At 68.1% G+C, this 17,441-nt stretch carries 15 protein-coding genes; 6 read left to right on the top strand and 9 right to left on the bottom strand.

The features are described from left to right. Positions 1 to 10: 10 nt before the first annotated feature. The 3 genes from PQ455_RS05975 (at position 11) to PQ455_RS05965 (ending at position 3,925) form a co-directional block, all read left to right on the top strand. Complete coding sequence (locus PQ455_RS05975; RefSeq protein WP_420542839.1) at positions 11 to 1,354, top strand: DNA recombination protein RmuC; 1,344 nt, start codon at positions 11 to 13, stop codon at positions 1,352 to 1,354. 326 nt (positions 1,355 to 1,680) lie between these two features. Then, positions 1,681 to 3,036, top strand: a complete 1,356-nt coding sequence (locus tag PQ455_RS05970) for an MFS transporter (protein ID WP_273691262.1) — start codon at positions 1,681 to 1,683, stop codon at positions 3,034 to 3,036. A gap of 64 nt (positions 3,037 to 3,100) precedes the next feature. Then, complete coding sequence (locus tag PQ455_RS05965; RefSeq protein ID WP_273690098.1) at positions 3,101 to 3,925, top strand: alpha/beta fold hydrolase; 825 nt, start codon at positions 3,101 to 3,103, stop codon at positions 3,923 to 3,925. Positions 3,926 to 4,068: 143 nt separating this feature from the next. Here PQ455_RS05965 and PQ455_RS05960 read toward each other — a convergent pair whose 3' ends face one another. The 3 genes from PQ455_RS05960 to PQ455_RS05950 all read right to left on the bottom strand — a co-directional run bounded on the left by PQ455_RS05960 (position 4,069) and on the right by PQ455_RS05950 (position 4,937). Further along, entirely contained in the window at positions 4,069 to 4,434 is a 366-nt protein-coding gene (locus PQ455_RS05960) for a YozE family protein (RefSeq protein WP_337958567.1), read from the bottom strand. Continuing rightward, positions 4,431 to 4,622, bottom strand: a complete 192-nt coding sequence (locus PQ455_RS05955; protein WP_273690097.1) for a hypothetical protein — start codon at positions 4,620 to 4,622, stop codon at positions 4,431 to 4,433. Before PQ455_RS05955 ends, PQ455_RS05960 begins: the two co-directional genes overlap by 4 nt. 72 nt (positions 4,623 to 4,694) lie before the next feature. Next, positions 4,695 to 4,937, bottom strand: coding sequence for a hypothetical protein (locus PQ455_RS05950; RefSeq protein ID WP_273690095.1), 243 nt, complete (start codon positions 4,935 to 4,937; stop codon positions 4,695 to 4,697). Positions 4,938 to 5,121: 184 nt separating this feature from the next. Between PQ455_RS05950 and PQ455_RS05945 the strand changes: the two genes are divergently transcribed. Continuing rightward, a complete protein-coding gene (locus PQ455_RS05945) occupies positions 5,122 to 6,987 on the top strand; it encodes an AsmA family protein (protein WP_273690093.1) in 1,866 nt (621 codons plus the stop codon). Positions 6,988 to 7,036: 49 nt separating this feature from the next. Here the strand turns inward: PQ455_RS05945 and PQ455_RS05940 are convergent, their stop codons facing one another. Then, positions 7,037 to 7,300, bottom strand: a complete 264-nt coding sequence (locus tag PQ455_RS05940; RefSeq protein ID WP_273690092.1) for a hypothetical protein — start codon at positions 7,298 to 7,300, stop codon at positions 7,037 to 7,039. Positions 7,301 to 7,507: 207 nt separating this feature from the next. Here PQ455_RS05940 and PQ455_RS05935 point away from each other — a divergent pair, with 207 nt between their 5' ends. After that, the gene (locus tag PQ455_RS05935; RefSeq protein WP_273690090.1) at positions 7,508 to 7,651 is read left to right on the top strand and encodes a hypothetical protein; all 144 of its coding nucleotides are present in this window, start codon (positions 7,508 to 7,510) and stop codon (positions 7,649 to 7,651) included. A gap of 106 nt (positions 7,652 to 7,757) precedes the next feature. Here PQ455_RS05935 and PQ455_RS05930 read toward each other — a convergent pair whose 3' ends face one another. Genes PQ455_RS05930 through PQ455_RS05920 form a run of 3 tightly spaced genes read right to left on the bottom strand, consistent with a single transcriptional unit; the run spans position 7,758 to position 13,631 of the window. Further along, entirely contained in the window at positions 7,758 to 9,245 is a 1,488-nt protein-coding gene (locus PQ455_RS05930; protein ID WP_273690089.1) for an efflux transporter outer membrane subunit, read from the bottom strand. Next, positions 9,242 to 12,427 carry an efflux RND transporter permease subunit gene (locus tag PQ455_RS05925; RefSeq protein ID WP_273690088.1) on the bottom strand — a complete coding sequence of 1,062 codons (3,186 nt, stop codon included), beginning with the start codon at positions 12,425 to 12,427 and terminating at the stop codon, positions 9,242 to 9,244. Before PQ455_RS05925 ends, PQ455_RS05930 begins: the two co-directional genes overlap by 4 nt. A gap of 13 nt (positions 12,428 to 12,440) precedes the next feature. Then, on the bottom strand, positions 12,441 to 13,631 hold the full coding sequence (locus PQ455_RS05920; RefSeq protein WP_273690086.1) for an efflux RND transporter periplasmic adaptor subunit: 1,191 nt from the start codon (positions 13,629 to 13,631) through the stop codon (positions 12,441 to 12,443). Between the two features lie 208 nt (positions 13,632 to 13,839). Between PQ455_RS05920 and dinB the strand changes: the two genes are divergently transcribed. Further along, on the top strand, positions 13,840 to 14,940 hold the full coding sequence (dinB, locus tag PQ455_RS05915; RefSeq protein WP_273690084.1) for a DNA polymerase IV: 1,101 nt from the start codon (positions 13,840 to 13,842) through the stop codon (positions 14,938 to 14,940). Here the strand turns inward: dinB and PQ455_RS05910 are convergent. After that, positions 14,937 to 16,028, bottom strand: a complete 1,092-nt coding sequence (locus PQ455_RS05910; RefSeq protein ID WP_273690082.1) for an AbrB family transcriptional regulator — start codon at positions 16,026 to 16,028, stop codon at positions 14,937 to 14,939. The genes dinB and PQ455_RS05910 overlap by 4 nt on opposite strands. A 217-nt stretch (positions 16,029 to 16,245) precedes the next feature. Next, entirely contained in the window at positions 16,246 to 17,412 is a 1,167-nt protein-coding gene (locus PQ455_RS05905; protein ID WP_273690081.1) for an FAD-dependent monooxygenase, read from the bottom strand. Between the last annotated feature and the right edge of the window lie 29 nt (positions 17,413 to 17,441).

Here is a 17,441-nt window from a genome sequence, read left to right as displayed (position 1 = left end):
GGACGCAGGCGTGATCGGACTGGCCGTGGTGGCGCTGCTGGTGGGGCTCGGCCTCGGCTGGCTGCTGCGCGGCTCGGCGGCGGGCGCGCTGGCGGCGAAGCTCGCGACCGCCGAGGAGCGGGCGGCGGCGGTGCCCTTGCTGCGATCGACCCTCGATGCGGTGACGGCGGAGCGCGACGAGGCGCTGCGTGGGCTTGCGGCCGAACGCGCGACCGGTGCGGCGCGCGAGGCGGCGGCCGAGGCGCGGCTGACCGAATTGCGCGAGGCCAAGGAGGCATTGTCGGCGCAATTCGCCGAAGTGGGCGGCAAATTGCTCGGCGAGGCGCAGCGCCAGTTCCTCGAGCGCGCCGATCAACGCTTCCAGCAGGCCGACGAGAAGAGCGGCGAGCGGCTGAAGGCGCTGCTCGCCCCGGTCGATGCGCGGCTGAAGCAATATGAGGAGGGCGTCGGCCGGATCGAGAAGGCGCGGCAGGAGGCCTATGGCAACCTCACCGGGCTGATGGAATCGATGCGGGCGGGCCAGGAATCGGTGCGGGCGGAAGCGGCCAAGCTGGTCAATTCGCTGCGCTCGGCCCCCAAGGCGCGCGGCCGCTGGGGCGAACAGCAGCTGAAGAACGTGCTGGAGACCTGCGGCCTCTCCGAACATTGCGATTTCCAGACCGAAGTGTCGGTCGCGCACGAGGATGGCCGGCTGCGCCCCGACGCGATCGTCAAGGTGCCCGGCGGCCGCGCGCTGGTGATCGACGCCAAGGTCTCGCTCAACGCCTATCAGGACGCCTTCGCGGCGGTGGACGAGGCCGAGCGCGCACGCGGGCTGGCGGCCCATGCGGCGGCGATGCGCGCCCACGTCAACGGCCTCGGCAACAAGGCCTATTGGGCGCAGTTCGATGACGCGCCCGATTATGTCATCATGTTCGTTCCCGGCGAACATTTCCTGTCCGCCGCGCTGGAGAACGACCCGACCCTGTGGGACTTCGCCTTCGACAAGAGGGTGCTGCTGGCGACCCCGACCAATTTGATCGCGATCGCGCGGACGGTCGCGGCGGTGTGGCGGCAGGAGAAACTGGCGGCCGAAGCCAAGGCGATCGGCGCGCTCGGCAAAGAAATGCACGACCGCATCGCGGTGGCCAGCGAGCACCTCCGCAAGGTGGGCGCCGGGCTGGGCAGCGCGGTCAACAATTACAACAGCTTCGTCAGTTCGTTCGAGCGCAACGTGGCCAGCACGGGCCGCAAGTTCCGCGAGCTGAACATCGAAACGGGCGCGAAGGACATCGCCGAGCTACCGCCGATCGAGGCGCTGCCCCGGTATGGCGAGACGGGGCTGTTGCCGGGCGCGGCGGAGGCGGCGGAGTAGCCGTTTCGGATTGCGGCAGGTGCGCAGCCGCCCGGCACGGGATGATGCAGCCTGTGCCGCTCGCCAGGGCGCTGGCTCATGCACGGCCGGTGGCGAGCCTCTGCCACCACAGGGCGCATGGCGCCGTTTCCGATCGGTCGCGCCCCTGTCGCGGGGCTGAATGGCCGGGTGGCTTTTGGCTCGAAAGTCCCTGGACCGGAGGAGCTTGGACTTGACCGACTCCGCCCGACAGGCGCCAAGACACTTCCGTGAACGATTTCCCCGCCTCCGCCACGCTCGTCCGCCCCGTTACTCCGCAGCCGCCGGCCGATCCCGACGGGCTCCCCCTGCCCCGCCGCTACCGCGCGATCGGGGCCTTGTGTTTCGGCAGCGCGCTGATCGTGATCGACGGCGGCATCGCCACCGTCGCGCTGCCGACCCTGGCGCGCGATCTGCATGTCGCGGAATCGGCGGCGGTACTGGTCGTGACCGTCTATCAGCTGACCCTCGTGATGGGGCTGCTGCCCTTTTCGGCGCTGGGCGACCGGATCGGGCATCGCACGCTGTATCAGCGGGGGCAGGCTCTGTTCCTGATCGCCTCGCTGCTCTGCTTTTTCGCCAAGTCCTTGCCCTTCCTCCTCGTCTGTCGCGTGGCGCAGGCGATCGGGGCGGCAATGGCGCTGTCGGTGGCGTCGGCGATGATACGCTCCACCTATCCGGCCAGAAATCTGGGTAGCGGCCTCAGCGTCAACGCCGTCATCGTCGCCAGCATGGGGGCGCTCGCGCCGACCTTGGGCGGCTATATCCTGTCGGTCGCGCCTTGGCCGTGGGTGTTCGCGGCGGGCGTACCGCTGGGCATCGTCTCCCTGCTGCTTGGCCGTGCCCTGCCCGATCCCGAACCGCGCGACGTGCCGTACGACACGCTCGCCGCAGTCCTGTGCGCCTTGACCTTCGGACTTTCGATCGGCGGGCTGGAAGGCGTGGTGCATGGCGATTCACCCGCGGTGGCCGCCGCCATCGTCGCGGCCGGCGCCGGCATCGGCTGGATCTTCGTCCGTCGCGAGTTGAACGCGGCACAGCCCGTCATGCCGATCGACCTGCTCAGCCGCCCGGCCATCGCGATGTCGGCCGGGGGATCGCTCTGCGCCTTCGTCGCCGCCACCTGCTGCCTGCTGTCGCTGCCCTTCCGCCTCCAGCATATCGGCGATTTCACGCCTGCCACGATCGGCACGATGCTCGGCTTCTGGCCGCTGACGATGCTGTTCACCTCACCGCTGGTGGGATTCCTCTCGGATCGGGTTCCCGCCGGCATCCTCGGCGCGATCGGCATGACGATCGCCACGATCGGGCTGTTCCTGGTGGCCTGGCTGCCGGCCGAGCCCGATTTCGTCTCGATCTCGTGGCGGATGGTGATGTGCGGCACGGGCTTCGGCCTGTTCACCTCGCCCAACGCGCGGTTGATCCTGGGTTCGGCCCCGCGCGAGCGGGCGGCGGCGGCGGGCGGGCTGGTCGCCACCACCCGCATGACCGGCCAGACGCTCGGCGCGACCCTGCTGGCGCTGCTGCTGGCGCTGGGCGTCGGCTCCACCGCCACGCCCGCGTTCGTCGCGGCCGGGCTCACCATAACCGCGTTCTTCTTCAGCATCTTCCGGTTGCGCCCCGCCCTGCACAACCCGCCGCGCCGCGACGTGCCCGATTTGTGATGGGCGGGATGGCACTCCGCCGGGGGCTGCGGCGTTCAGCGCCAAACCCCCGAAGGAGCAGCTCATGCCCTATGTTAAGACCAAGGACGGCGTCGATCTCTATGTGAAGGATTGGGGTGCCGGCCGACCGGTCATCCTGCTCCACGGCTGGCCGCTCACCGCCGACAGCTGGGACGATCAGGCGCTCGCCTTCGCCAACGCCGGCTATCGCGTCATTTCCTACGATCGGCGCGGTTTCGGCCGGTCGAGCCAGCCCTGGTCGGGCTATGATTATGACACGCTGTCGGACGATCTGGCGGCGGTGATCGAGGCGACCGGGGTGAGCGATGCTGCGCTCGTCGGCTTCTCGATGGGCGGCGGCGAGGTCGCGCGCTACATGAGCCGCCACGGTGGCAAGGGTATCGACAAGGCGGGGCTCGTCTCGTCGGTCGTCGCCTATCTGCTGAAGGACGACAGCAATCCCGACGGCGTCGACGATTACGTCTTCGAGGATCAGATGAAGACGCCGATCAAGCAGGATCGCGCCGCCTTCTTCGCCAGCTTCGCGCAGATGTTCTACGGCGTCGGCTACATCACCAGCCCGGTCAGCCAGGAGGTGCTCGATCATTTCTGGGCGCAGGCGATGAAGGCCGGCCTGCCCGGCACCCTCGCCTGCATCGACGCCTTCGGCCGCACCGATTTCCGCCCGGACTGCGCGGCGTTCAGCGTGCCGACCCTCATCGTCCACGGCACCGGCGACAAGACCGTGCCGATCGACCCCTCGGCAAGAGCCGCCGCCGCCCTGATCGCGGGTTCGCAGCTGATCGAATATGATGGCGCGCCGCACGGCCTGAACGTGACCGAGAAGGATCGGCTGACGGGCGATCTGCTGTCGTTCCTGGCGGCTTGAACATGTCGGCACGGGTTGATCGCGGATCGACCCGTGCCGATCTTTCCGCCTCCGACAGTCAATGGCCGTTCAGCGCCCCGCCCTGCTCAGGCGGCGGATAGCCTGTTCGCCAAGTCCGATCGATCGGATGTCGGCCGGATGGACTATGACCGCTGCCATGCCCGTTCGGCATCATCGATCGCCTCGAACATGTCGCCGTCCGCGCCGCGCTGCGACAGATAATGGCGGACAGCATCCGGGTTGCCGCGCCGTGGAAACGAGGGATCGGCCCTGGCCGACTTGGCCAGACCGCCGATCCAGTCGCTCCGGCTCTGGACCTGGCCAACCAGCCACGTCCCAAACGGCGGACTGTCGGCGGCCGGCGGCTCAACCGCTGCCGGCTCATCGACGATCACAGGCTGCGGCGGCACGATCCTGACCGGCAAGGGCGGCGGCGGCGCGATCGGCAAGAACGCGGTGAGATCCAGGCCCAGTTGCGCCGGATCGACCTTGGCGGATCGGACGCTCACAGCAGCCTCGGCTGGTCGACGGCGGCCAATTCCGCGCGGCATAGCAGCACCGCCTCCACCGCCTGCCGATAATGGACGGTGCCGCGCTGCTCGGCTTCCTCGAAGCCGATCGGCGACCAGTCGTCACTGGGGTAGCAGGCGTCGAAGACGGCCCGCGCGGCGGCCCTCAGCCGCACGTCGTGCTGCATGTCATGCTCCTGTCGATCTGCGGGCGCCGCCCGACTCGATGGACAAGCATTAGAACATTAAGCGAACAACGATCAAGCCGTGCTGGCGACGCCTCTGTTCGTCAATGGATCGCCCGCGATGGCATCGGACGGGGTTTTGCCGCCTGCCGCCTCCAGCCGCTGCGCCGCCGCTGTGAGGTCGGCAACCGCGCGGCCCACCATCTTCATCGTGTGATCGTGCAGGCTGTTGAGCGATCGGATCATCATCGCGACGCGCACCAGCAGGAGAACCTCGACGATATTGATCAGTACCAGAAACCAGCTCTCTGCGTTCACACCCGTGCCCCACATTCTGTGAGAGCCGCACCACGATCAGGGGCAATGACCGTCATTGCGGCTCTCATCACCATGACGCCGCCATAACGGACAAGCCACAGGCGCCATGCGTACCGATCATTTGTGAACGGGCCAATACAGTGGAGCGGCACCAAAATCGTCGCGAGCCGTTGGGCCGCGCACGATGACGAGCGAGACTGCAACGCCCCCTCCCCGCCCGGCCCGCGCGCTTCGCCTGATCGGCATCGCGGTCGTGGCCGGTCTGCTCCTGCTCATCGCCCTCGCGGCCGTGCCGTGGCAGCTCTTGAAAGGGCAGATCGCCACGCGCCTCGCCGACCGCTTCGGCGCGCCGGTCTCGATCGGGTCGATGACACGGCAGACCGGGCTATCCTTCCACCCGACGATCGAGATACGCGATCTGGTGGTCGCGCAGCCAAGGCAGGCGGAGATCATCCGCGCGCGGCGACTGGCGGTGCGTTTTGCCGTACTTCCGGTGCTGGTCGGCCGGCTCCGCATCGAATCCGCGACGCTCGACGGCGTGACGGTACGGCTGGCACGGGATGCCGCCGGGCGGTGGAGCTTCGAGAGCGATGGCAAGGCCGGCGGCGGCAGCGGCGGGCAGGCGCTGGAGCAACTCACCGTGCGGAACAGCCGGCTGATCCTCAGCGACGCCAAGCGGCACATGACGATCGATGCCGGCTGGTCGGCCGACGCGCGCGGGCTCCGCCTCCACGGCCGGGGCACGCATCGTGGGCGCCCCATGACGCTCCGCCTCGATAGCGGGCCCGTGGTGCGCGATCGGCCCTGGGGGTTCCGCATCGCGCTGGCCTCGCCCCTGCTACGCTTTCAGGGGCAAGGGCGCACCGATCGACCGCTGGCGATCGGCCAGATGAAGGCGACGATCGCGGCCTGGGCCGGCGACGCCCGCTATCTCGACGATGTGATCGAGGCCGGATTGCCCGGCACGCAACCCGTCAGCCTGACTGCCACGGTGCGACACGATCGCCCCGACTGGACGATCTCGGGGCTGACGGGGCGGATCGGTCGCTCACCGCTGGCGGGCGACCTCACGGTGCGCAAGCGTGAAGAGCGCACCATCCTAGACGGGAGCGTCCGCTTCGCCGCGCTCGACTTCGCCGACCTTGCCTCCAGCGCGGGCCGCGCCCGTGCCGCCGCCCGACAGCGCGCCATCGGCCCGCGCGTCATCCCCGACACTGAAATCCATTTCGAGAAACTCGCCCGTACCGACGGGACGCTGCGCATCCATGTCGCGCGGCTCATCGGCGAAGGCCCCATGTATTTCCGCGGTGTCCGGACGGTGATGACGATGGATCATCGCCTGCTGACGCTCACGCCACTGACGATCAGCCTGCCGCACGGGCGAATGAACGGACGCATGGCGGTGGATCACCGCACGGGCGATCCGAAGCTGTCGGTGAATCTCACCATGACGGGCGCCCGGCTGGAGGATCTGGTCGGCAGCAACCGGATCGCCGGGCCGATCGCGGGCCGGCTCCGCGTGACCGGTACAGGGCGGACGATCCGCGCCGCGCTGGCGAATGCCGGCGGATCCATCGGTCTCGCGGGGCAAGGCGCCAGCGTCGATCGCACGCTGGCGATCGCCGCCAGCGGTGACGTGCTGAAGGCGGCCGGCCGCGCGATCGGCGGCAGCGACGGCAGCCGCACGTCCGTCCGCTGCGTCGTCGCCCAACTGCGCCTGACGCCGGGCCGGGTCGATGCGCGCCGGATGCTGGTCGATACGGAGATCAGCCGGGCGAATGGCGAGGGGGTGATCCGCCTGCCATCGGAAACGGTGGACCTTGCCTTCACGGGTCGCGCCAAGGATCCTGGCGCGATCCAGCTCGAGGCGCCGATCCGGCTGAAAGGCTCGCTGAGCAAGCCGGACGTTCAACTGGTTCCGGAATCGGTGCGGGGCAAAGGCGCTTTTGCCAAGGCGGCCGCGATCCTGAAAGGTCTCAGCACCGGCAACCACCGCCCCGTCGTCACGCCGATCGATTGCAAGGCACTCAGCGCCGATGCATTAAAGTAAGGTCGAGAGCCTCGCCACGAAGGAGCCGAGGGAGGAGAACGAGATCAGCTTATTCGCGGTTTCTATGGTCGAACGGCTGTACGGCCCAGAAACTACCGCCCTCGGGAACGAGCGACGTCGCCCAGCGTGACGCCATGGGCATGCCGACAGGCCCGCCGCCTTCATGGTCGCGGCGGCGTGCCCTGACCAGAGCATAGAGGTCATCCGCGAGACGCAACAATTCCTCCTCCGGCAGATTGCGGCCTGCCCGAAGAATCGTACCCCGGAGCGACTCTGCCTCCGTTGCCATATCCGCCCGCTGCGTGCGTGCCATGATCGCCTCGATCCAAAAGCTGATGGTTAATAGTCTGCATTTTCAGACGCATCGAAGGCAAGCGCTGTTCCCGCCTGCCCAAGGGCCATAACGATCCGTTTCGGAAGCGAACGGACAGAAAGCGCGGAACGGCAAGGCTTTCTGGACCGGCGGTTGCATCCAAAGGCGATGCGTCTCGTTGGCAGCTTATTGCGAAGGAGACGATTCATGGCCAGCCAGCCACCAGTTCCCGAAGTGCCCGAGCAGACCCCCGTCGACGATCCGGTGCCGACTCCGGTCGACCCCATCCCGCCCGCGCCAAGCGACCCCGTTATCGATCCGCAGCCATCCCCGTTGCAGGGCAGCTTCTGAGCGTCAGGCATCCCGCGCGGGCGCCCGGCTCGATCGCGACCGGGCACCGCGTGGGAAGCATTTGCGTCGTTTAACAGCCCGAATGCCCGGCCCGCAAAGCCATTACCTATTTGGCTTTCTCTGCTTGTGCCGCCTCTTCCCAGCCGCCGCCCAACGCCGCGAACAGGCCGACCTGTGCTTCGGTGAGCGCCGCGCGCGCTTCCGCCAGTGCGGCGCGCGACGAGGCGCGGGCGCGTTCGGCGTCGAGCAACTGGAGGAAGCTGTCGCGGCCGGCATCGAAGCGGACGCGGGACAGGCGGGCGGCGTTTTCCGCCGAGGCCGCCGCGCTGGTGAGCGCCGCGTCGCTGTCGAGCGCGCCCGAATAGCGGGCCAGCGCCGATTCAGCCTCGGTCAGCGCGGTCAGCACGGTGCCGTCGAAGCGGGCGAGCGCCGCCTCGGTCTCGGCCCGTTCCTGCCTGATCCGCGACCTCGCGACCGAGATGTTGGGGAAGCTCCACGAGATCAGCGGGCCGAGCGAGAAGCCGAAGCTGCTCGCCTTGCCGAGATCGCCGGGCCGCTGCGCGCCGAGCGTGGCGTTGCCGCCCAGCGTGATCTTCGGGAACAGCGCCGCCGTCGCCACGCCGATCCGGGCGGTCTGCGCCGCCAGCCGTCGCTCGGCCGCGCGCACGTCGGGCCGGCGGGCGAGCAGCGCGGCACCGTCGCCGATCGGGATGGCCGTGGTGACCCGCGGGGTGACGGTGCATTGCGCCGCCTGTTGGTCGAACTCGCGCGGCGGCCGGCCGGTGAGCGCGGCCAGCGCATAGAGCGCCGCGCGGCGATCCGCCTCGAACGTGGGCACCTGCGCCAGCGCCTGCTGCGCCAGCACATTGGCCTGATCGATATCGCGCTGGGTGCCGCGCCCGCCATCGTAGAGGCGGCGGGTGAGGTCGAGCGTGCGGCCCTGCAATTCGGCCGTCTCGCGCGCGACGTGGGCCTGTTCGGCCGAGGCGCAGGCGGTGGCGTAGGTGCGCGCCGTCTCGGCGGCGACGGCGATGCGCGCCGCGTCGAGATCGGCCTCGGTCGCGACCCATTCGCCACGCGCCGCCTCGACCGAGCGCGACACACGGCCGAACAGGTCGACCTCGTAGGAGGCGTCGATCCCGGTCTGGTAGAAATCATAGTCGATATGGCTCGGGCCGCCGGGCGCGGGCGTCGTGCCGCCGATCGCCCCCTGCGCCACCGCCGCGCCGAGGCCGATGCGGTTGCGGGTATAGCCGCCGCTCAGGTTGGTCGTCGGCAGGCGATCGGTCTTCGCTTCCGACAGCAGGGCACGCGCCTTGCGGACGTTGGCGGCCGCCTCGCGCACGTCGGCATTGTGGGCCAGCGCGTCGGCGATCAGGCGATCGAGCACCGGATCGTCGAACAGCCGCCACCATGTGCCCGCCGGCACCGGCGCGGGCGTGACCGCATCGGCCCGCGCGGCGGCGGGATCGACGAAGGTGCCGTCGCGCGCGGGCGTCGAGGCGGGCTTCACGTAATTCGGCCCTACCGCGCAGGCCGACAGCGACAACGACAGCGCGAGGGCGGCGACGACGGGGATCAGCGGCCGCTTCATGCCCCGGCCTCCTGCTCGCCGGCGGGATGGCGCTTATGGCGCATCCGATCGGACATCGCCTTCAGCTTCACGCCCAGCGTGCGGCTGATGACGTAGAAGGCCGGCGTGAAGATCAGGCCGAACAGGGTCACGCCGATCATCCCGCAGAACACCGCCACGCCCAGCGCCTTGCGCATCTCCGATCCCGGCCCCGATCCGATCACCAGCGGCAGCACGCCGAGGATGAAGGCGATCGAGGTCATGATGATCGGCCGCATGCGCTGATGCGCGGCACGCTGCGCCGCGTCGCGGATCGACAGGCCCTCGTCCTCGCCCTGCTTGGCGAATTCCACGATCAGGATGGCGTTCTTCGCGGCCAGGCCAATCAGCACGACCAGCCCGATCTGCGTCAGGATATTATTGTCCATCCCGAACAGGCCGACGCCGACGATGGCGGCCAGCAGGCACATGGGCACGATCAGGATCACCGCCAGCGGCAGCACGAGGCTTTCGTAGAGCGCCGCGAGCAGCAGGAAGACGAACACCACCGCCAGGCCGAAGGCGATGATGCCGGTATTGCCCGCCTGCTTCTGCTGATAGGCCAGCTCCGTCCAGTCGAACGAGAAGCCCTTGGGCAGCGTCTTGGCGGCCAGTTCCTCCATCTGTTTCAGCGACTGGCCGGTCGAGAAGCCGGGCTTGGTATCGCCCTGCAACTCGGCCGCCGGATACAGATTGTAGCGCACCACGCGATACGGGCCGGCATCGTTCTTCACGTCCAGCACGGCCGCCAGCGGCACCATCTGGCCGGTGGCCGAGCGCGTCTTGAGCTGGGGGATGTCCGACGGCTGGTTGCGATAGGGCGCATCGGCCTGCGCGGTCACGCGGAAGGTGCGGCCGAGGAAGTTGAAGTCGTTGATATAGGCCGAGCCGAGATAGGCCGAGAGCGTCGAGAAGACGTTCTGCACCGGCACGCCCATCCGCTCCGCCCGCTCGCGATCGATATCGGCCGTCAGGCGCGGCGTGCCGACGTTGAAGGTGGAGAAGGCACCCGCCACCCCCGGCTGGGCGTTGGCGCCGGCCATCATCTGCATCGTCGCGGCGGCGAGCGCGGCATAGCCCGCGCCGGACCGATCCTCGATCATCATCTTGAAGCCGCCGCCGGTGCCGATGCCGTTCACGGGCGGCGGCTGGATGACGAGGATGTCGCCGCCGGTGATGCCGCCGAACGCGCCGTAGAGCTGGCCCATCACCTGCTCGGCGGTCGCGTCGCGGTCGCCATGGTCCTTGAGCGTGAAGAAGATGGCGCCGGCGTTGGGCGCGTTGCTGAAGGTCGCGCCGTCGAAGCCCGCGAAGCCGATCGCGGTCTTCATCGCGGGATTCTTCATGGCGATGCCGATCGCCTCGCGCAGCACCGCATCGGTGCGGTCGAGCGACGAGCCCGGCGGCAATTGCACCACGCCGATCAGATAGCCCTGATCCTGTGTCGGGATGAAGCCCGTCGGCGTCGCGTAGAAGCGCCAGCCCGCGATGCCGATCAGCAGCACATAGACGATGCCGATCACCGCCAGCATGCGCACGAGCCGCGCGGTGAGCTTGCCGTAGCGATCCGACAGCCGCTCGAACCCGTGATTGAAGCCGTTGGCCGCCTTGGCCGGCCAGCCGCGCCAGCCGGGGCGCACCGTGGCGTCATGCTGCGGGCGCAGAATGATCGCCGCCAGCGCGGGCGACAGCGTCAGCGAGACGAAGGCCGAGATCAAGGTCGCCGACGAGATGGTCAGCGCGAACTGCTTGTAGAATTGGCCTGAAATGCCGGGGATGAACATCGTCGGCACGAACACGCCGACCAGCACCAGCGCGATGCCGATGAGCGCGCCGGACACTTCGTCCATCGTCTTGTGCGCGGCCTCGCGGGGGCCGAGCCCCTCCTCCTTCATCAGCCGCTCGACATTCTCGATCACGACGATCGCGTCGTCGACGACGATGCCGATGGCGAGGACGAGCCCAAACAGCGACAGGCTGTTCAGCGAGTAACCGAACGCCGCCAGCACCGCGAGCGAACCCACCAGCGAGATGGGGATGGCGATGATCGGGATGATCGCCGCGCGCCAGCTCTGGAGGAAGATCAGCACCACCAGCGCGACGAGGATCACCGCCTCGACCAGCGTATGGACGACCTCGTTGATCGATTCCTGGATGTAGACGGTGGAATCGTAGGGAACGCTATAGGCCATGCCCGGCGGGAAGCCCTTGGCGATCTCCGCCAGTTCCTTGCGCACCGCCTCCGACGTGGTGAGCGCGTTGGAGCCCGGCAACTGGTTGACGCCCAGCGCCACCGCCGTCTTTTCACCCATGTAGGAATTAGTGCCGTAATCCTGCGCGCCCAGCTCGATGCGGGCGATGTCGCGCAGGCGGGTCAGCCGGCCGCGATCGTCGCGCTTGACGATGACCTGGCCGAATTCCTCGGGGCTGGTGAGGCGGCCCTTGGTCTGGATGCCCAGCTCAAAGGCCGCGCTGCCCTTCCCGAACGGCGGCTGGCCGACCGAGCCGGCGGCAACCTGCACGTTCTGCGCGCGGATCGCGGCGACCACCTCGTCCACGGTCATGTCGCGCGCGGCGGCCAGACCGGGATCGATCCAGATCCGCATATTGTAATCGCGCCCGCCGACCGCGAGCGTGCTGCCCACGCCCTGCACGCGCGAGATGCGGTCCAGCACCTGCAAGGTGACGTAATTGGCGATATATTGCTGATCGAGCGACTTGTCCGGCGAGTAGAAGAAGGACACCAGCAGCAGATCGGGCGAACTCTTGTTCACCGTCACGCCGATGCGGCGCACGTCTTCCGGCAGGCGCGGCTCGGCCGTGGAGACGCGGTTCTGCACCAGCACCTGCGCCTGATCGACGTTCACCCCCTGCGCGAAGCTGACGGTGATCTGCACGGTGCCGTTGCCGGTCGAGGAGGAGGACATGTAGATCATGTCCTGCACGCCGTTGATCGCCTGCTCGATCGGCGCCGACACGGTCTCGGCTAGGGTTTCGGCGCTCGCGCCCGGATAGGTGGCGGTCACCACCACCGTCGGCGGCGCGATCTCGGGATATTGCGCGGTCGGCAGGGTCGGATAGGCGATCGCGCCGACGATCACGATCAGGATCGACAGCACCGCCGCGAAGATCGGGCGATCGATGAAGAAATGGGGGAATTTCATCGCCGGGCCGGCCTCAATCGCCGGTCGAGGCGGTCGCCTCGGCGGAGGGCGGGGTCGTCAGCGCCTGTGTCTTGGGCGCGTTCTGGAAGCTGGCGCGCGGCTTGATGACGGTCTTCTTCTGCGTCACCGCCATGCCCGGCTGCATCCGGCCGAGGCCGGTCAGCACCAGCATGTCGGTCGGCGCGAGCCCCGCCTTCACCACACGCAGCCCGTCGACCAGCGGGCCGGTCTCGACCTGGCGCTGCGCCGTCTTGCCGTCGCGGCCGACCACATAGGTCACCTTGCGGGTCTGGTCGGTCACGATCGCCTCTTCGGGAATCAGCATCGCCCGATAGGTGCCGGAGCCGAGCAGGCGGGCGCGGCCATACATGCCGGGGGTGAGGAAGCGCGTCGGGTTGGCGATCAGCGCCTTGGCGCGGATCGTGCCGGATTGCTCGTCCACCGCATTGTCGAGGAAGATCATCCGCCCCTTCCAGCGATAGCCGCTCTCGTCGGCCAGCTGCACCTCGACCGGGTTGGCGGTATAGCGCGAGGAGCCGCGCTCGCCGCGCTGATCCTGGCGGAGATTCTTCAGATAGAAGCTCTCGGCCCCCTCGAACGCGAACCAGATCGGATCGAGCGAGACGACGCGGGTGAGAACGGTCGTGCCGTCCGCCACGGCATCGCCCAGGCTCACCCGGCGATCGGAGACGCGGCCGGCGAAGGGCGCGCGGGCGACAGTGAAGTCGAGCGACACGCGCGCCGCCTCCACCTCGGCCCGACCGGCGGCGAGATCGGCCTCGGCCGTGCGCAGCGCCGCCTGATCGCGCTCATATTCCTCGCGGCTGACGGCCTGCGATTCGAGCAGCTTCTTCGATCGCGCCTCTACAGTGCGGGCGTTGGCCAGCGCCGCCTGCGCGCGCAGCAGCTGGGCGCGGGCCTGCTGGAAACGGGCGCGATAGGTGCGCGGGTCGATCTCGAACAGGGGCTGGCCCCGGCGCACGTCCTGGCCGTCGCGGAAGAAGATGCGGGTGATGTTGCCGGTGGCGCGCGCGCGCACCTCCACATCCTGCGGCGCCTCGAACCGGCCGGTATAATCGTCCCAGTCCACCACATCGCGGACGAGCGGATTGGCGACGGAGACCGTGGGCGGCGGCGGGGGCGGGGCATCGGTCTTGCCGCATGCGACCAGAACCAGCGTAAGGAGCGGGACTATCTTTTTCATTGGAACCCCTTTGGCCGGACTTATGTTGCGGTGCGATGTCAGCGGCAAGAGGCCTCGGTGGATTTTATTCCCGGCCCGAAACAGGATTGATTGAAAAACAGATACTTACGCCACCAGCTTGTCCCAAAGTTTTGTACCGCTCGGCATGAAAGTATGGAACATTTGACGAACATAGTTTGTGTCGTCTAGGAAATCCACAGCGAATCCGATGGCCGAGATCGTATCTTCCACCGGGCCGGAGCCCGTTCAGCGCAAGGTGATCCATGTCGACATGGATGCCTTCTACGCGTCGGTCGAACAGCGCGACGATCCGTCGCTGCGCGGGCGGCCGGTGGCCGTGGGCGGCAGCAAGGCGCGCGGCGTGGTGGCGGCCGCCAGCTACGAGGCGCGCGTCTATGGCGTACGATCGGCCATGCCCTCGGTCACCGCGATCCGCCGCTGCCCGGAGCTGGTGTTCGTGAAGCCCCGCTTCGAGGTCTATTCCGAAATCTCCCGCCAGATCCGCGCGATCTTCGCCGATTACACCGATCTGATCGAGCCGCTGTCGCTCGACGAAGCCTATCTCGACGTGACCGAGGATCGGCAGGGCCTGGGATCGGCCCGCGCCATCGCCGAGGAAATCCGCGCCCGGATCAAGGCGGAGACCGGCCTCACCGCCTCGGCGGGCGTCTCCTACAACAAGTTCATCGCCAAGCTCGCGTCGGATCAGAACAAGCCCGATGGCCTGTGCGTGATCCCGCCAGCGAAAGGCCCGGCCTTCGTCGCCGCGCTGCCGGTGAAGCGCTTCCACGGCGTCGGCCCGGTGACGGCGGCACGGATGGAGAAATTGGGGATCCTGACGGGCGCCGACCTGCGCACCCATTCACTCGAGTATCTGCGGACCCACTTCGGCTCCTTCGCCGCCTATCTCTATGGCGCGGCGCGGGGGCAGGACGAGCGGCAGGTGCGCGCCCATCGCCTCGCCAAGTCGATCGGCGCCGAGCGGACCTTCTTCGAGGATCTGAAGGAAGAAGCCGAATTGCTCGACGCGCTGGGCCGGGTGGCGGATGCCGCGTGGGAGCGGGTCGATCGCAAGGAGGCCCACGGCCGCACCGTCACCCTCAAGGTGCGCTACAACGATTTCCGCACCATCACCCGCGCCCGCTCCATCCCCGCCCCCCTCGACAGCCGCGACGCTTTCCTCGCCGCCGGCGAAGTCCTGCTCCGCGCCCTCCTCCCTTTGCCCCGCCCGGTGCGGTTGCTGGGGCTGACCCTGTCGGGCATCGCGCATGACGAAGTGGAGGAAATGGCCCAGCCGGCGCTACTCTAGGCCGGTTTCCATTTGCGGCCGAGGTGGATGAGTTTCACCAGATAGGGGGCCATCAGGATCACCGCGAAGAAGCGGATCGCCTGGACGGCCATCACCACCGACATCGTCGCGTTGCTGCCGAGGGCGAGGATGGCGATCGAGTCGATCGCGCCGGGGCTGGTGGCCAGGTAGCCGGTGACGAGATCGAGGTTGAGCATCCAGGCGAAGGCGATGCCGACCAGGCTGGAGAGCAGGATCAGAACGACGATCGCGATCGCCATGGCGGGCAGGCTGCGCACCGCGACCAGCATGATCGCGCGGTTGAACTGGAGGCCGACGTAGAGGCCGATCAGGCCGTAGGAGACGGCCAGCATCCAGTGCGGCAGGACCGGATCGAGGATGCCGTTGAGGTGCAGCACCGCCCCCAGCAACGCGGTGACGAGCAGCGGCCCGGCGGGGATGCGCGAGAGCTTGCCCGCGATCACGCCGACGATGGCGAGCAGGATCGTCCAGCCGATCTGCGCGTCGCTCGGCGCGGCGGCCTTCAGAGCGCCCACCGCCGGGTCGATCGGGCCGTGCGGCATCATGCTGGTGAGCAGCGAGGCGACGAGCGAGGCGCTGCCGACGACCAGGATCAGGCGGAGATATTGCATCAGCGCCACCAGCCGCGTGTCGCCGCCATATTCGGCGGCGAAGGCGACCATGATGTTGGCGGCGCCCGGCATAGATCCCCAGGCGGCGGTCTCGTCGTCGAGCGGGCTGAAGCGGAACAGGCCCCACGCCACGAGGCAGCTGGCCGCCGCCGTGGCGACGATGACGAAGGCGACGGGGAAGGGATGGCTCGCCACGAAGGCCAGCACGTCGGCCTCCAGCGAGCGGGCGACGATCACGCCGATCACGCCTTGCGAGGCGATGGTCGCCTGACGCGGCATCTTCAGATCGGAGCCGGAGAAAGCGAAGATGAGGCCGGCGACCATCGGCGCCAGGAACATCGCGGCGTTGATTCCGGCGAGGCCGAACAGCCAGGACATGACGACGGCCGCCACGATGAGCGGCGGCCATTGCCAGCGGCCGAGGGCGGCGAGGCGGGTGGGTGTTGCGTCGGTCATGTCATTCCAACCACTCTCGCCGTTCGTCCTGAGCGAAGTCGGAGGACGTGCGACTGGACGATACCGCGCGGGACACGTGCTTCGACTTCGCTCAGCACGAACGGTTCCATCTATCCCGTCATCCCCGCGCAGACGGGGATCCATGTCTTTCTCCACAACCGCCACCGTGCGAGGAGGGAGAGATGGGCCCCCGCCTGCGCGGGGGCGACGGGAGACATCAATCGACCAGCGTGTCCTCCGAGACCAGATCGATCGTCGTCGCGTCATAGCCGTAGACCCAGCTGGGGTCGGTCGGGTGCTTCATCCAGACATTCTCGTGGCTCTCGCGCTGGACCCTGCTGGTGCGTTCGATGCGGTTGGCGCGGTAGCGGCGGAAGGCGGCGGTGAAATTGCCGCTCGCCGCGTCGATGCAGCGGGCGAGAATGGCGGCATCCTCGATCGCCATGCCGGCGCCCTGCCCCATGTGCGGCTTCATCGGGTGGCAGGCATCGCCCAGCACGACGATATTGTCGCGGCTCCACAGCGGCAAAGGATTACGTTCGAGCAGCGGCCATTTGGAGGCGGCGGGGGCGGCGTCGATCACCCTCTGCACCTCGTCATGGAAGCCTTCGTAGCATTCCTTGATCTCCTTCTTGGTGGCGGGGATCGAGGACACGCCGCCGGGCCAGTCAGGCGCGGGCGAGCCGGTGACGAAATAGATCTCGTCGCGCTGCTTGGTGAGGTAATAGATGATGAAGTGGCGGTCCTCCTGCGCGGGATGGCGATCGTCCGACCACCATTTCGCCGCGTCCGAACTGACCTTGAAATCGCCGAGCAGGCTGGACGGATAGATCGAGCGATAGGCGACGAAGCCGGTGTAGATCGGCGGCTCGTAGCCGAGCAGGATCTCGCGCACCTTGGAGTTCACGCCGTCCGCGCCGATGACGATGTCGGCCTCATATTCGGTCTGGTCGGTGAAGAGCAGCTGGGTCTCGCCCATGCGCGTGCCGATATCGAGCAGCTGCTTGTTGAACACGATCGTGCCGGGCTTGAGCGCGCGCGACAGCACCGTCAGCATGTCGCCGCGGTGCATGGTGAGCGGCGGCAGGCCGTATTTCTCCGCCCAGTCGTTGTCGCGGCGGTTCCACAGGATTTCGCCCGTATCCCAGACGCGGCTGTAGCTGCTCTGGTGGACGATGCCGATGTCCATCATCTGGTCCATCACGCCCGCTTCGCGCATCACCTTCAACACGTTCGGCCCCAGGCCGATGCCGGCGCCGATGCGCGCCAGGCGCGGGGCCTGTTCGTAGATCACGACGTCATGGCCCATCTTCTGGAGCAGGATGGCGCAGGTCACGCCGCCCAGCCCTGCCCCGATCACCGCGATCCTCGGCTTGATGCTCATATGTTTTGTCCCCGATGTGATCGGGCGGA

The organism is Sphingomonas naphthae (assembly GCF_028607085.1).
Classification (GTDB): domain Bacteria; phylum Pseudomonadota; class Alphaproteobacteria; order Sphingomonadales; family Sphingomonadaceae; genus Sphingomonas_Q; species Sphingomonas_Q naphthae.
This window is presented reverse-complemented; position numbering and strand designations above follow the sequence as displayed.